At 54.9% G+C, this 13,588-nt stretch carries 16 protein-coding genes; 10 read left to right on the top strand and 6 right to left on the bottom strand.

Translation table 11 applies throughout. The features are described 5' to 3' along the window. Window positions 1–13 precede the first annotated feature (13 nt). From ACXKZG_RS22335 to coaD, 6 genes are all read left to right on the top strand, one after another. Window positions 14–964, top strand: a complete 951-nt coding sequence (locus ACXKZG_RS22335) for a glycosyltransferase (protein WP_488876294.1) — start codon at window positions 14–16, stop codon at window positions 962–964. Window positions 965–1,040: 76 nt separating this feature from the next. Next, window positions 1,041–2,123 carry a putative lipopolysaccharide heptosyltransferase III gene (rfaQ, locus tag ACXKZG_RS22340; RefSeq protein ID WP_488876295.1) on the top strand — a complete coding sequence of 361 codons (1,083 nt, stop codon included), beginning with the start codon at window positions 1,041–1,043 and terminating at the stop codon, window positions 2,121–2,123. Next, window positions 2,116–3,249, top strand: coding sequence for a glycosyltransferase family 4 protein (locus tag ACXKZG_RS22345; protein ID WP_488875485.1), 1,134 nt, complete (start codon window positions 2,116–2,118; stop codon window positions 3,247–3,249). The genes rfaQ and ACXKZG_RS22345 overlap by 8 nt, the downstream gene beginning before the upstream one ends. Window positions 3,250–3,351: 102 nt before the next feature. Next, window positions 3,352–4,626 (top strand): lipid IV(A) 3-deoxy-D-manno-octulosonic acid transferase, encoded by a 1,275-nt coding sequence (gene waaA, locus ACXKZG_RS22350; protein ID WP_041691839.1) that lies wholly within the window; start codon window positions 3,352–3,354, stop codon window positions 4,624–4,626. After that, window positions 4,627–5,415, top strand: coding sequence for a glycosyltransferase family 2 protein (locus ACXKZG_RS22355; protein WP_053145272.1), 789 nt, complete (start codon window positions 4,627–4,629; stop codon window positions 5,413–5,415). Continuing rightward, the gene (gene coaD, locus ACXKZG_RS22360) at window positions 5,412–5,888 is read left to right on the top strand and encodes a pantetheine-phosphate adenylyltransferase (RefSeq protein ID WP_013200103.1); all 477 of its coding nucleotides are present in this window, start codon (window positions 5,412–5,414) and stop codon (window positions 5,886–5,888) included. The genes ACXKZG_RS22355 and coaD overlap by 4 nt, the downstream gene beginning before the upstream one ends. A gap of 3 nt (window positions 5,889–5,891) precedes the next feature. Here coaD and mutM read toward each other — a convergent pair whose 3' ends face one another. The 4 genes from mutM to radC all read right to left on the bottom strand — a co-directional run bounded on the left by mutM (window position 5,892) and on the right by radC (window position 8,159). After that, window positions 5,892–6,701, bottom strand: coding sequence for a bifunctional DNA-formamidopyrimidine glycosylase/DNA-(apurinic or apyrimidinic site) lyase (mutM, locus tag ACXKZG_RS22365; RefSeq protein ID WP_013200102.1), 810 nt, complete (start codon window positions 6,699–6,701; stop codon window positions 5,892–5,894). 85 nt (window positions 6,702–6,786) lie between these two features. Further along, window positions 6,787–6,954, bottom strand: coding sequence for a 50S ribosomal protein L33 (gene rpmG / locus ACXKZG_RS22370; RefSeq protein ID WP_001051798.1), 168 nt, complete (start codon window positions 6,952–6,954; stop codon window positions 6,787–6,789). 17 nt (window positions 6,955–6,971) lie between these two features. Then, complete coding sequence (gene rpmB, locus ACXKZG_RS22375; protein ID WP_013200101.1) at window positions 6,972–7,208, bottom strand: 50S ribosomal protein L28; 237 nt, start codon at window positions 7,206–7,208, stop codon at window positions 6,972–6,974. Between the two features lie 282 nt (window positions 7,209–7,490). Continuing rightward, window positions 7,491–8,159, bottom strand: coding sequence for a RadC family protein (radC, locus tag ACXKZG_RS22380; protein ID WP_151038604.1), 669 nt, complete (start codon window positions 8,157–8,159; stop codon window positions 7,491–7,493). 198 nt (window positions 8,160–8,357) lie between these two features. Between radC and coaBC the strand changes: the two genes are divergently transcribed. The 3 genes from coaBC to slmA all read left to right on the top strand — a co-directional run bounded on the left by coaBC (window position 8,358) and on the right by slmA (window position 10,725). Next, window positions 8,358–9,572 (top strand): bifunctional phosphopantothenoylcysteine decarboxylase/phosphopantothenate--cysteine ligase CoaBC, encoded by a 1,215-nt coding sequence (coaBC, locus tag ACXKZG_RS22385; protein ID WP_013200099.1) that lies wholly within the window; start codon window positions 8,358–8,360, stop codon window positions 9,570–9,572. Beyond that, window positions 9,550–10,008: a dUTP diphosphatase gene (gene dut / locus ACXKZG_RS22390; RefSeq protein WP_041691838.1), complete on the top strand. Its 459-nt coding sequence runs from the start codon at window positions 9,550–9,552 to the stop codon at window positions 10,006–10,008. The genes coaBC and dut overlap by 23 nt, the downstream gene beginning before the upstream one ends. Window positions 10,009–10,128: 120 nt before the next feature. Then, the gene (gene slmA / locus ACXKZG_RS22395) at window positions 10,129–10,725 is read left to right on the top strand and encodes a nucleoid occlusion factor SlmA (protein ID WP_013200097.1); all 597 of its coding nucleotides are present in this window, start codon (window positions 10,129–10,131) and stop codon (window positions 10,723–10,725) included. Between the two features lie 38 nt (window positions 10,726–10,763). Here slmA and pyrE read toward each other — a convergent pair whose 3' ends face one another. After that, entirely contained in the window at window positions 10,764–11,405 is a 642-nt protein-coding gene (pyrE, locus tag ACXKZG_RS22400) for an orotate phosphoribosyltransferase (protein ID WP_013200096.1), read from the bottom strand. 54 nt (window positions 11,406–11,459) lie between these two features. Further along, entirely contained in the window at window positions 11,460–12,176 is a 717-nt protein-coding gene (gene rph, locus ACXKZG_RS22405; protein ID WP_013200095.1) for a ribonuclease PH, read from the bottom strand. Window positions 12,177–12,388: 212 nt separating this feature from the next. Here rph and ACXKZG_RS22410 point away from each other — a divergent pair, with 212 nt between their 5' ends. Further along, complete coding sequence (locus ACXKZG_RS22410) at window positions 12,389–13,573, top strand: NupC/NupG family nucleoside CNT transporter (protein WP_013200094.1); 1,185 nt, start codon at window positions 12,389–12,391, stop codon at window positions 13,571–13,573. Window positions 13,574–13,588: the final 15 nt, after the last annotated feature.

Below are 13,588 nucleotides of genomic sequence, written 5' to 3' on the forward strand. Positions count from 1 at the left end.
CGTGGTTATCCCGATGTACAATGCCGGGAAAAGCTTTGAGGCTTTCATGGCTTCATTACTGGCTCAAACGTTGCAATCCCTTGAAGTCATTATTGTTAATGATGGTTCAACTGACGAGTCAGCCGCGATGGCGCATCAGTATGCCGCTGAGTATCCGCACGTTCGGGTTATCGATCAGCAAAATGGCGGCGTATCTCGCGCCCGCAACGCCGGGATGGCAATAGCGACAGGCCGCTACGTGACCTTCCCCGATGCTGACGACACCCTTGCACCTGATATGTATGAAAAACTGATCGCCATGGCCAACGCCGACGATCTGGATATCGCCCAGTGCAATGCAGAACGCGTTTTTTGGGACGGGGATAAAGCCAAACCGCTGATCCCTAAAGACCGTTTACAATCCACCGGCGTTCTTAGCGGCGCTGAATGGCTCGGCAAGGCCCTGGCGACCAATCGCTATCTGCATGTTGTCTGGCTGGGCGTTTACCGCCGTGTATTGATTGACCAACTTAACCTACAGTTTGAGCCCGGCCTGCATCATCAGGATATCCCGTGGACCACTGAACTGATGCTGAATGCCCGTCGGGTGCGGTATACCGACGAGGTGATGTACCGTTATTACGTACACGATCAGTCAATCAGTAATCAGAAGCGCACGGGAATGCGGAATGTGGAATATCAGCGCCACTATCTTAAAATCGCGCGGATGCTGGATGAGATTAACCAGCGCTATAAAAACACCGTAAAGCTGTCTGCGCCGTTGTATCGGCAGGTCACGAAAGAAGCCCTGACCGTGTGCCACTCTATTCGCCGCGAACCCGATGCGGCCGCCCGACAGGCGATGATAGCGGACCTGATCGCCAGTAAAACGCCGGGCAGAATGCTGCGAAATGCGCGTGGCGTGCAGCAGTGGTACCAGTTGCTGCTGTGGCTGAGCCGAATTTATCGCTGGCGGAAAGGCTAATGATGAAACCCGTCGACATTTTTACTGGCAGGCCCCTCCTTGCAGTGGGTCAACTCAACATTGAGATCTCATGAGCATGGCTACTCCGCAAATCAGCCCGTTGTTTACGCCAAAAACCATTCTGCTGATCAAACTCCGCCATCATGGCGATATGCTGCTGACCACCCCGGTGATCCACGCCCTGCGCCAGCAATATCCCGATGCCAGTATTGACGTGCTTTTGTATAAAGAGACGCGCCCGATGCTGCAGGCGCATCCGGACATTCGACAGATCCACTTTATCGATCGTAACTGGAAAAAAGAGGGTGCCTGGCAGCACATCCGGCATGAGGTGGCGTTAGTCTCCGCCGTTCGCCAGTGTCATTACGACCTGGTGGTCAACCTCGCGGACCAGTGGCGCAGCGCCATTATTACCGCCTTCTCGGGTGCGAAAGTCAGGATTGGTTTTGATTACCATAAGCGTCGCAATGCCATCTGGCGCCTGGCGCATACCCATCGGGCCACCACTGAACAGCATGCAAATCTGCATACGGTTGAACAAAACCTGATGGCGTTAACGCCGCTAAACATCCCTTTCCACGGCTTTCCGGCCGCAATGCACTACAGTGAGAGCGACTGGGAAACCACCCGCACTCAGCTGGAACAGCTTCAGCCAACCCGTAAACCTTATATTGTGATTCAGCCCACGTCCCGCTGGCTGTTCAAGTGCTGGGAAGACAATAAAATGGCTGGGCTGATTGACCGTCTTGCCTCAGATGAAATGGATATTGTGCTGACCGCTGCGCCAGATAAGAAAGAGCTGGCGATGATCGACAATATTCTCTCGCTATGCCAGAACCGCCAGGCCATCTCTCTGGCAGGTAAACTGACTCTGCCGCAGTTAGCCGCGCTGATTGACCATGCCAACCTGTTTATCGGCGTCGATTCCGCCCCGATGCATATGGCTGCCGCGCTGGATACGCCCTGTATTGCGCTGTTTGGCCCAACCAAGCTGAAGCAATGGCGGCCGTGGGGCGACAACAACAAGGTGATCTGGGCGGGTGACTATGCGCCGCTGCCCTCACCGGACAGCATCGATACCAAAACGGAAACGCGTTATCTCAGCGCTATCCCACTTGAAGACGTGGTGAAAGCCGCAAGGAATTATCTGGATGAGTAAGGTCAGACTGGCCATAGTGCGCCAGAAATATCGCCCCGATGGCGGCGCCGAGCGGTTTATCTCACGTGCGCTGGAAGCGCTGGATGACGATAGCCTGGAATTAAACATCATTACCCGCAGCTGGCAGGGAGAACCCAAGCCAGAGTGGCACCTGCATATCTGCAACCCGAAAAAGTGGGGCCGGATCTCCCGCGAACGTGGCTTTGCCGTGGCCGCACGGGCCTGCTGGCAGCAGGAGAAGTTTGATATCGTGCAAAGTCACGAGCGTATTGCGGGCTGCGATATTTTCCGCGCCGGCGACGGCGTGCACCGGGTGTGGCTGGAACAGCGCGCCCGGGTCGTGTCTCCGGTGCAGCGATTGCTGACGCAGGTAAGCCGTTATCACCGCTATGTGATGACCGCAGAAGAAGAGATGTTCCGCTCCCCTGCGCTTAAAAAGATCATCTGCAATTCGCTGATGGTGAAAAACGACATCATGCGCTGCTTCCAGGTACCCGAAGAGAAGTTTGCGGTGATTTATAATGCCATCGACTCCACGCGCTTTATGCCCGCAACCGCCGAGCAACGTCAGCAGTCTCGTGAGCAGCTTAACCTGCCGGATAATGCGAAAGTGTTTATCTATGTCGGTTCAGGCTTTGAACGCAAAGGTCTTAAGGCCAGTATCAGCGCGCTGGCAGCGACCGATGCGCACCTGTTGGTGATCGGGCAGGACAAGCAGCAATCACGTTACGAAAACCTCGCGCGCAGCCTGGGATGCGAAAAACGCATTCATTTCCTGGGCGTGCAGAACAACGTCATCCCCTTCTATCACGCCGCTGACAGCTTGATTCTGCCTACGCTGTACGATCCCTTCCCTAACGTCATTCTGGAAGCGATGGCCTGCGGATTACCGGTCATCACCAGTTTTACCTGTGGCGGTGCGGAATTCATTGTCGATGGTAAACAAGGGTTTGTCTGTGATGCGTTGGACGTGCCGGCGTTGACGGCGGCGGCCGTTGCCATCCCACAACGCACGCTGGACAGCCGGATGGGCGATCTTGCCCGGGAAAGGGTCCTGCCCTGCTCTCCGCAACAGCTTGCCACGCAGCTTCATGTGCTATATCAACAAGTGTTGCAGCAGCCCTGATAAGAAGTGTGAGCGGAGACGACTTATCTGCTAACATGCCGTATTATTCCTCTTTTCTGGCATACTCTGGCGCGAGTCTCTCCACTCTGAATAAACACTGTGATGACAACACTTTATACCGTTCTGCTTTACCTCATTCAGCCCCTGATTTGGCTCCGGCTCTGGCTCCGCGGCCGGAAGGCTCCCGCCTACCGCAAACGTTGGGCAGAACGCTATGGCTATTGCGCCGGCAAAGTGAAGCCAGACGGTATTTTGCTGCACTCCGTTTCTGTCGGTGAGACGCTGGCTGCGGTCCCGCTGGTGCGGGCGTTGCGCCATCGCTATCCCTCGATGCCAATCACCGTCACCACCATGACGCCAACCGGCTCTGAACGCGCAGCCTCAGCGTTTGGCAAAGATGTGCACCATGTTTATCTGCCCTACGATCTCCCCGGCTCGATGAACCGCTTCCTCGATAATGTGAACCCGCGTCTGGTGATCATTATGGAAACCGAGCTGTGGCCGAACATGATCGCGCTGCTGCACAAACGAAAGATCCCGCTGGTGATCGCCAATGCCCGCCTGTCAGAACGCTCTGCAAAGGGCTACAAAAAACTCGGCAAATTTATGCAACGGCTGCTGCAACGCATTACGCTGATTGCCGCGCAGAATCAGGAAGATGGCGAACGCTTTATCAGCCTTGGCTTAAAACGCTCGCAGCTGACGGTGACCGGCAGCCTGAAGTTTGATATCTCCGTCACGCCAGAACTGGCCGCCAGAGCGATTACCCTGCGTCGCCAGTGGGCACCTCGCCGTCCGGTGTGGATTGCCACCAGTACGCATGATGGCGAAGAGAGCATTATTCTGGATGCGCACCGTAAGCTGCTGACGCGTTTCCCCAATTTATTGTTAATTCTGGTTCCCCGTCATCCGGAGCGTTTTTCTACCGCCCGCGAACTGACGCAGAAAGCCGGACTCAGCTACACCCTTCGCAGCAGTGGCGAGATCCCGTCAGGCAGCACGCAGGTGGTGATTGGCGATACGATGGGTGAACTGATGCTGCTTTACGGCATTGCCGATGTGGCCTTTGTTGGCGGCAGCCTGGTCGATCGTGGCGGCCACAATCCGCTGGAAGCGGCCGCACATGCTATCCCGGTGTTGATGGGACCTTATACCCTCAATTTCAAAGATATCTGCGCCAAGCTGCAGCAGGCTGACGGCCTGATTACCGTCACCGATGCGGACTCGCTGGATAAAGAAATTGGTACGCTGCTGACCGACGAAGATTATCGCCTTTACTATGGCCGTCATGCCGTCGAAGTGCTGCATCAGAACCAGGGTGCGCTGCAGCGTCTGCTACAGTTACTCGAACCCCATCTGCCACAGCGGAATCACTAAATGTCTTCACGCCAGGCTCTTTCAGTCGTGCTGATCGCCAAAAACGCGGCTGACCTGCTGCCAGAATGTCTGGAGTCCGTGAGCTGGGCCGATGAGATCGTCCTGCTCGACTCAGGTAGCAGTGATGGCACACCCCAGGTTGCTGCCCGACACGGCGCAAAAGTCTTTCACTCCACGGAATGGCACGGCTATGGCCGTCAGCGTCAGCTGGCGCAGAGTTATGCCAGCCATCCGATGATTTTGATGATCGACAGCGATGAGCGCGTGACGCAACAGCTGCGCGCTTCGATAGAGGCCGTGCTAACAAGCCCCGCCTCAGCTGACGCGGTGTACAGTCTGGGTCGCCGTAACCTGTTTTTAGGCCGCTTTATGCGCCACAGCGGCTGGTATCCGGACCGGGTCACCCGCCTCTATCCTTCCCGCTATCAATACAACGATCACCAGGTGCATGAGTCGCTCGACACCCAAGGCGTTGCCGTGACTGCGCTGAAAGGCGATCTTCTGCATCTGACCTGTCGTGACTTTTCTGCCTTCCAGTGGAAACAGTTCGCCTACGCGGAGGCCTGGGCAAAACAGCGCTATCATCAGGGCAAGCGCTGCGGCATTGTTTCCATCTTTACGCACACCATCGGCGCCTTCTTCAAAACGCTGGTTTTGCGTGCAGGTTTTCTGGATGGCAAACAGGGCTGGCTGCTGGCGGTCGTCAATGCGCAGTACACCTTCAATAAATACGCGGCGCTTTGGGCGCTGAATAACTCTTCTCACGCTTCCGGCAAGGGCGGTCTATGAGCACCAAAGCGATTTATCCTGGCACCTTTGATCCGATGACCAATGGCCATCTGGATATCGTGACGCGAGCCGCGTTGATGTTTGACCGTATCGTACTGGCTATCGCGGCCAGTCCCAGCAAGAAACCGATGTTCACGCTGGAAGAGCGCGTAAGCCTGGCGCAGCAGGTGGTAGCCCATTTGCCGAACGTGGAGGTGGTGGGATTCAGTGATTTGATGGCGAACTTTGCCCGCGATCAGCAAGCCAATGTGCTGGTAAGAGGCCTGAGGGCCGTCTCTGACTTTGAATATGAGATGCAGCTGGCCCACATGAACCGCCATCTGTTGCCGGAGCTGGAGAGCGTGTTTTTGATGCCTTCAGAGCAGTACTCGTTTATCTCTTCTTCGCTGGTGAAAGAAGTGGCGCGTCACAAAGGTGATGTGAGCGCCTTTCTACCGCAGCCCGTTTTTGACGCGCTGCAGGCTAAACTCTAAGCCTTATTTCTGACAGGTCGGACAATAAAAGGTACTGCGCTGGGCGTGCTTCGCGCTCTTAATCGGCGTGGCACAGACCCGACAGGGTTCGCCTGCCCGACCATACACCTGCAACTCCTGCGCGAAATAACCCGGCTTACCGTCCGTCTGCAGAAAATCACGCAGCGTTGTTCCCCCTTGCTCAATTGAACGTAGCAGTACCGCCTTGATGGTTTTCACCAGCAAAGCCGCTTCGTCCTGAGTCAGGGTCATGGCCGGACGATCGGGATGGATCCCGGCAACAAACAGGGATTCGCTGGCGTAAATATTCCCCACTCCCACCACCAGTTTGTTATCCATCAGCCAGGGTTTAACCGGCGTCCGCTTGTTTCTCGACTTATCAAACAGATACTCCGCCGAGAAGGCATCATGCAGGGGTTCCGGGCCAAGATGGGCCAGCACATTGCTCGCGGCTAAATCCGTGCACCACAGCCAGGCACCAAAGCGGCGAGGATCGGTATAACGCAGGACCTTACCGTTGCTCATCACCAGATCGACGTGGTCATGTTTGGCAGGGGGAAGCTCTTCGGGCAGCACGCGCAGGCTACCGGACATTCCCAGGTGAATGATGATCCAGCCATGCGGCAGCTCAATCAGCAGATACTTGGCACGGCGTTGCACGCTGAGCACCGGTTGATCGCTGAGGCTCTGAATTTCGAGGGAAACCGGCCAACGCAGGCGGTCATTGCGGACAATAGCATGAAGAATAGTGGCGCCCACCAGATGCGGTTCAATGCCGCGGCGGCTGGTTTCGACTTCAGGTAACTCCGGCATGTACTTGCCTCCCGTTAAGGTCCGTTATCCTTTTTTAAAAACAAAAAACCCGGCCGAAGCCGGGTTTTTCATCCACTGAAATCAATTACTTGATTTTAGCTTCTTTATAGATCACGTGCTGGCGGACAACTGGATCAAATTTCTTCAATTCCAATTTTTCCGGCTTAGTACGCTTGTTCTTCGTGGTGGTATAGAAGTGACCTGTCCCAGCAGAAGAAACCAGCTTGATCTTCTCACGAATACCTTTAGCCATGATTCAGTTCCTTTACCTTAGTACTTCTCACCGCGGGTACGCAGATCGGCCAGGACCGTCTCAATACCCTTTTTATCAATTACGCGCATGCCTTTGGCAGTGACGCGCAGTGTAACGAAGCGCTTTTCGCTCTCAACCCAAAAACGGTGAGAGTGCAGGTTCGGCAGGAAACGGCGTTTCGTCGCGTTCATTGCGTGGGAGCGGTTGTTACCCGATACCGGACGCTTGCCAGTTACTTGGCAGACTCGTGACATGTCTATTCTCCAAAAATCAAATCAGCTCGAGCTTTAAAAATAAGGTTTTGGCCGCCTCGTCAGGCTCTAAGACCCTCCAGGCGAGTTCAATGTGAACCCGCTGAGTAGGCCTATTTGCCAAACCCGAGATTCTCAAAGGTGGCGTAGTATACGCCCTGCGCCGCCGCTGCTCAAGTCCCGAACAGATAAAGATCCCTCTGGATCGTGCAAAATAGCTTCATTTGAACACTTAACCGTTCTTAACTCGGGACAAAAAATGAGCTTTTAGCCGAACCGGGTGGGCTACATCCACCCGCGTTCGGCAAAAGAGACCGACTCGCCGTGCCCAATGACAATATGGTCCAATACGTGAATATTCATTAACTGGCAGGCCGCGACAATTCGCCGCGTGACCTGATGGTCAGCCCTACTGGGGCGGGCAATCCCGGAGGGATGATTATGCGCCAGAATCAGCGCAGCCGCATTTTTCGCCAGCGCTTCTTTGACGATTTCCCGTGGATGAACTTCGACGCTATTTAAGGTTCCGGCAAACATTTCGCACGCGTGAATCATCCGGTGCTGGTTATCAAGAAACGCCACCATAAAAATTTCTCGCTCACGGTGCGCTAGTTGACTAATAAAAAAGGTAAGCATATCGGCCGTCCCGCCCGCCAGCTGGCGCTCCTGAACTGGAATACTGGAAAAGAAACGGCGGGCTAACTCGGCTATCGCATTGATCTGGGTATATTTTGCATCACCTATCCCTTTAACCCGATCAAATGCCGTCCGGTCTGCCGTCATCAAATGGTATAACGAGCCAAATGTCCCTATCAGCTGCTGCGCCAGCGCCATCACATGCACACCGCCCGATCCCGTGCGTAAAAACAGCGCAAGTAATTCGGTATCGTTCAATGCCTCAACGCCTTTCACCAGTAATTTTTCTCTCGGCGGTAACTCCGTCCACTGTTTCATCTTGCGTATCCCTTCTTCCTCAGCCCGAAAAAGCATGGCATTATATACAGTACTTTTCCACCCTTCCGGTCTGACTCTGCGAATTGTCTCGCAAAGGCTACAGAGTGCTAACAGGCACCGCCGGATGAGTATGGTAAAATAGCGGCATTGTGGCGGCAGTGAGCCGCGCCAGTCTGACTCTACAGGGCGGATAGCAAGATGACGGGATTAACCGGTAAACACATTGTTCTGGGCGTAAGCGGCGGTATCGCAGCCTATAAAGCACCCGAACTGGTCAGGCGCCTGCGCGATCGCGGGGCTGAGGTGCGCGTGGTGATGACGGAAGCGGCAAAAGCCTTTATCACACCGCTTAGCCTGCAGGCTGTTTCTGGCTATCCGGTATCTGATGACCTGCTCGATCCGGCAGCGGAAGCGGCGATGGGGCACATCGAGCTGGGGAAATGGGCCGATTTGGTGATCCTGGCACCCGCTACAGCGGACCTTATTGCGCGGGTGACGGCAGGGATGGCAAATGACCTCGTGACCACCATCTGCCTCGCCACACCGGCACCGATTGCCGTGGTGCCGGCAATGAATCAGCAGATGTACCGGGCACCGGCCACCGAGCATAATTTGCAGGTGCTGGCACAGCGGGGTGTGCTGATTTGGGGGCCGGACAGCGGCAGCCAGGCCTGTGGTGATGTCGGTCCAGGCCGGATGTTAGATCCGCTGGCGATTGTGGATGAAGCGGTGAACTGGTCTTCACCCGTCAACGATCTGAAACATCTCAACATTATGATCACCGCCGGTCCCACCCGTGAATCGCTGGATCCGGTTCGGTTCATTACTAACCACAGCTCAGGTAAGATGGGCTTCGCGATTGCCGCCGCGGCGGCAAAACGGGGCGCAAACGTCACCTTGATCAGTGGTCCTGTGGCATTAAACACGCCGCAATGGGTTAAACGCACCGACGTGTTAACCGCGTTAGAGATGCAACATGCGGTGATGGCAAGCGCCGCTAAACAACATATTTTTATTGGCACGGCAGCCGTTGCAGACTATCGTGCCGCTGAAGTTGCGCCAGATAAAATCAAAAAACAGGGTGATGAAGTCACCCTCAAAATGGTAAAAAACCCCGACATCGTTGCAGGGGTCGCGCACATGCAGGAGGGCCGCCCTTACGTCGTAGGGTTTGCGGCAGAAACCCAGAATGTGGAAGAATACGCGCAACAAAAACGGGTCCGTAAAAACCTGGATTTAATCTGCGCCAACGATGTTTCGAAAGCCGGGCAGGGTTTCAACAGTGATACCAATGCTCTGCACCTTTTTTGGCAGGAGGGAGAGAAAGTCTTACCGCTCAGCGATAAGTCACTCCTTGGCCAACAGTTACTAGACGAGATAGTCAGCCGTTATGATGAAAAAAATCGACGTTAAGATTTTAGATGCGCGTGTGGGTAAAGACTTCCCATTACCCACCTACGCCACCTCTGGATCGGCAGGTCTTGACCTGCGCGCCTGCCTGGATGAAGCCATTTTACTGGCACCAGGCGCCACCACGCTGGTGCCAACCGGTCTGGCTATTCACATTGGCGACCCGCAACTGGCAGCAGTCATTCTTCCCCGCTCTGGCCTTGGCCATAAACATGGCGTGGTGTTGGGTAATCTGGTCGGTCTGATCGATTCGGATTACCAGGGCCAGCTGATGGTTTCCGTCTGGAACCGTAGTCAGGAAGCCTTCAACATTGAACCCGGCGAGCGCATCGCTCAGATGGTCTTCGTGCCGGTCGTTCAGGCTGAATTCAATCTGGTAGAAGACTTTGATACCAGCGATCGCGGAGAAGGTGGCTTTGGTCACTCTGGTCGCCAGTAAGCGTCTGCCTGCAGATCGTTAGCCAGTCACTTATCCTTATTTTCGCCGTGAGCGCTTTGCTCACGGACGTTGCGTGGGCTACTGCCCTATTAAAGTGATATTTCAGGGGTTTTTCAGGTCATGGCAGAGAAAAAGAGTGCGAAAAGGAATCGTCGCGAAGAAATATTGCAGGCTCTGGCGCAAATGCTGGAATCAAGCGATGGCAGTCAGCGGATCACCACGGCCAAACTGGCCGCCAACGTTGGGGTTTCGGAAGCGGCGCTGTATCGCCATTTCCCCAGCAAAACCCGGATGTTTGACAGCCTGATCGAGTTCATTGAAGACAGCCTGATTACGCGCATCAATCTGATTCTGAAAGACGAAAAAGAGACGCTGCCGCGTCTGCGTCTGATTATCCAGTTAATTCTGGGTTTTGGTGAGCGTAATCCGGGTTTAACGCGCATTCTGACCGGCCATGCACTGATGTTTGAACAGGACCGTCTGCAGGGACGAATCAATCAGCTGTTCGAGCGCATTGAAGTGCAGCTGCGTCAGGTGCTTCGCGAGCAGAAATTGCGGGAAGGCGAGGGTTTTGTGACCGATGAAACGCTGCTGGCCAGTCAACTGCTGGCGTTCTGTGAAGGCTTGCTTTCCCGCTTTGTCCGTTCCGGCTTCCGCTACCGTCCAACGGTAGACTTTGATACCCGCTGGCCCTTGCTGGCGTCTCAGCTGGTATAAACAGACTGCGGGTCAGAGGGATCTGACCCGCGACAATCTTAGATACCGTACTCTTTACGGTAAGCACGAACCGCCACCAGATGGTCTGCCATCTCCGGCTTCTCTTCCAGATAAGCAATCAGCTCTTCCAGCGTAATAATCGAAATGACCTTACAGCCGTAATCCCGCTCAACTTCCTGAATGGCTGACTCCTTGCCACGTCCGCGTTCCTGACGATCCAGCGAAATCAGCACGCCAGCCAGCGTGGCATGACTTGCTGAAATGATCTCCATCGATTCGCGGATGGCGGTACCGGCCGTGATCACATCGTCCACCAGCATAATGCGCCCCTGCAACGGGCTGCCCACCAACGTGCCACCTTCACCGTGCGTCTTGGCTTCTTTACGGTTGAAGCAATAAGGCACATCGCGATCGTGATGGTCGGCCAGCGCGACGGCGGTGGTGGTCGCAATTGGGATACCTTTGTACGCCGGACCAAAAACCAGGTCGAAATCAATACCGGAATCTACCAGCGCCTGGGCATAGAAACGCCCAAGTAACGCCAGATCGCGGCCCGTATTGAACAGGCCAGCATTGAAGAAATAAGGGCTGGTGCGCCCTGATTTCAGCGTGAACTCACCAAACTTCAGCACCTGCTTGTTGATGGCGAATTCGATAAATTGGCGCTGCCAGGCTTTCATGTCTTGGTCCTCTGCTTGTCATAAAAAAGGCGACTCACGGGTCGCCTCATAAAATCAGTCTTTCAGCGCTGCTTTCTGCGCCAGAATCAGGGAATCAATTCCCCCTCTTGCCAGAGCAAGCAGCTGGAGCAGCTCATCGTGGCTGAAGGGCTCGCCTTCTGCGGTGCCCTGCACTTCAATCATGCGGCCATCTTCCGTCATCACCACATTCATGTCGGTTTCAGCGGCGGAGTCTTCGACGTATTCCAGGTCGCACAGCGCTTCGCCGTTAACGATACCGACGGAAATGGCGGCCACCATCCCTTTCATTGGATTGGTTTTCAGCTTGCCGATAGAGACCAGATGGTTAAGGGCATCGGCCAGCGCCACGCAGGCACCGGTGATGGAGGCGGTACGGGTTCCGCCATCCGCCTGCAGCACGTCACAGTCCAGGGTGATGGTGAATTCACCCAGCGCCTTCAAATCCAGCGCCGCACGCAAAGAGCGGGCGATCAGACGTTGAATTTCCAGCGTGCGGCCACCCTGCTTACCTTTCGCGGCTTCGCGGGCATTACGGCTGTGGGTCGCGCGCGGCAGCATGCCGTACTCAGCGGTTACCCAGCCTTGTCCCTGACCTTTCAGAAAACGCGGTACGCCTTCTTCGATGGTGGCGGTACACAGCACTTTGGTATCACCGAATTCAACCAGAACTGAACCTTCAGCATGTTTGGTGTAATGACGGGTCAGTGTGACAGGGCGCACTTGTTGTGCGCTACGGCCTGCAGGACGCATGGTTTCTCTCCGGCTAGCAAATCAGTATTGGCTGCGCATTATACGGATTTCACCGCCGAATGCCTACGTTCGCCTGATGCAGACGGCGTTTCTTATGCCTGAGATGACTTTCTTACGTCTAAAATTGCAGCGCAGCGCAACGCAGAGTGAAAAGCGCGGCAAGTTGTGGCTAAATGCTGCCTTCTCTCATTAGTCTGCCGGACATCATTGAAATGCCTGACGTACTTCATTTTCTTCTGGCCCTTGTGGTCATCTTTTGCCTGGCGTTGCTGTTCAGTAACGACCGTAAAAAAATCCGCCCTCGGGTGATCCTTCAGCTGGTCGTGATTGAAGCCGCGCTGGCCTGGTTCTTCCTGCACGCGTCCAGTGGCCTGACGCTGGTCACCGCGGTGTCCGGATTCTTTGAAACCCTGCTGAAATTTGCCGGGCAAGGATCGGAGTTCGTCTTTGGTGGCATGGCAAGTCAGGGTCTGGCCTTCATCTTCCTGGGTGTGCTCTGCCCGATCATCTTTATCTCGGCACTGATCGGGATTTTGCAGCACCTGCGTATTTTGCCGCTGCTGATCCGTCTGGTTGGCACGGTTCTGTCGAAAGTGAACGGGATGGGCAAACTGGAGTCGTTTAACGCGGTCAGTACCCTGATCCTCGGCCAGTCTGAGAACTTTATCGCCTATAAAGGCATTCTGGCTGATATCTCCCCTCGCCGCCTGTATTCAATGGCGGCGGCGGCGATGTCGACGGTGTCACTGTCGATTGTTGGCGCCTATATGTCGATGATTGAACCGCGCTACGTGGTGGCGGCTTTGCTGCTTAACATGTTCAGCACCTTTATTATCCTGTCGATCATCAATCCGACGGTGCCAGGCGACGAGCCGGAAATCAAACTGGAAAAGCTGCACGAAGATCAGAGCTTCTTTGAAATGCTGGGGGAATACATTCTTGCCGGCTTTAAGGTGGCGATGATTATTATGGCGATGCTGATTGGCTTTATTGCGCTGATTGCTGCGGTCAACGCCATCTTCTCCAGCCTGTTTGGCATCAGCTTCCAGGAAATCCTCGGCTACATCTTCTGGCCATTTGCCTGGTTGATAGGCATTCCGGCCCCGGATGCGCTGCGAGCAGCCAGTATCATGGCGACCAAACTGGTGGCAAATGAGTTTGTGGCAATGATTGAGCTGAAGAAAATCGCGGCGGAGCTTTCACCTCGCGGGCTTGGCATCCTCTCCGTCTTCCTGGTTTCGTTCGCCAACTTTGCTTCCATTGGCATTGTCGCGGGCGCGATCAAAGGCCTGAACGAACAGCAGGGCAACGTGGTTTCCCGCTTTGGTCTGAAGCTGGTCTACGGGTCGACGCTGGTCAGCCTGCTGTCAGCCGCCTTTGCCGGTTTGGTGTTGTAATCTGACAACCAGCCC

It is taken from the genome of Erwinia sp. 2186 (assembly GCF_057812255.1).

Coding starts and splice junctions, on each gene's coding strand:
- rpmB (WP_013200101.1), bottom strand. CDS start 7,208: ATGTCACGAGTCTGCCAAGTAACTGGCAAGCGTCCGGTATCGGGTAAC.
- slmA (WP_013200097.1), top strand. CDS start 10,129: ATGGCAGAGAAAAAGAGTGCGAAAAGGAATCGTCGCGAAGAAATATTG.
- ACXKZG_RS22335 (WP_488876294.1), top strand. CDS start 14: ATGTACAATGCCGGGAAAAGCTTTGAGGCTTTCATGGCTTCATTACTG.
- rph (WP_013200095.1), bottom strand. CDS start 12,176: ATGCGTCCTGCAGGCCGTAGCGCACAACAAGTGCGCCCTGTCACACTG.
- coaBC (WP_013200099.1), top strand. CDS start 8,358: ATGACGGGATTAACCGGTAAACACATTGTTCTGGGCGTAAGCGGCGGT.
- mutM (WP_013200102.1), bottom strand. CDS start 6,701: ATGCCGGAGTTACCTGAAGTCGAAACCAGCCGCCGCGGCATTGAACCG.
- ACXKZG_RS22410 (WP_013200094.1), top strand. CDS start 12,389: ATGCCTGACGTACTTCATTTTCTTCTGGCCCTTGTGGTCATCTTTTGC.
- rpmG (WP_001051798.1), bottom strand. CDS start 6,954: ATGGCTAAAGGTATTCGTGAGAAGATCAAGCTGGTTTCTTCTGCTGGG.
- pyrE (WP_013200096.1), bottom strand. CDS start 11,405: ATGAAAGCCTGGCAGCGCCAATTTATCGAATTCGCCATCAACAAGCAG.
- dut (WP_041691838.1), top strand. CDS start 9,550: ATGATGAAAAAAATCGACGTTAAGATTTTAGATGCGCGTGTGGGTAAA.
- radC (WP_151038604.1), bottom strand. CDS start 8,159: ATGAAACAGTGGACGGAGTTACCGCCGAGAGAAAAATTACTGGTGAAA.
- waaA (WP_041691839.1), top strand. CDS start 3,352: ATGACAACACTTTATACCGTTCTGCTTTACCTCATTCAGCCCCTGATT.
- coaD (WP_013200103.1), top strand. CDS start 5,412: ATGAGCACCAAAGCGATTTATCCTGGCACCTTTGATCCGATGACCAAT.
- rfaQ (WP_488876295.1), top strand. CDS start 1,041: ATGGCTACTCCGCAAATCAGCCCGTTGTTTACGCCAAAAACCATTCTG.
- ACXKZG_RS22345 (WP_488875485.1), top strand. CDS start 2,116: ATGAGTAAGGTCAGACTGGCCATAGTGCGCCAGAAATATCGCCCCGAT.
- ACXKZG_RS22355 (WP_053145272.1), top strand. CDS start 4,627: ATGTCTTCACGCCAGGCTCTTTCAGTCGTGCTGATCGCCAAAAACGCG.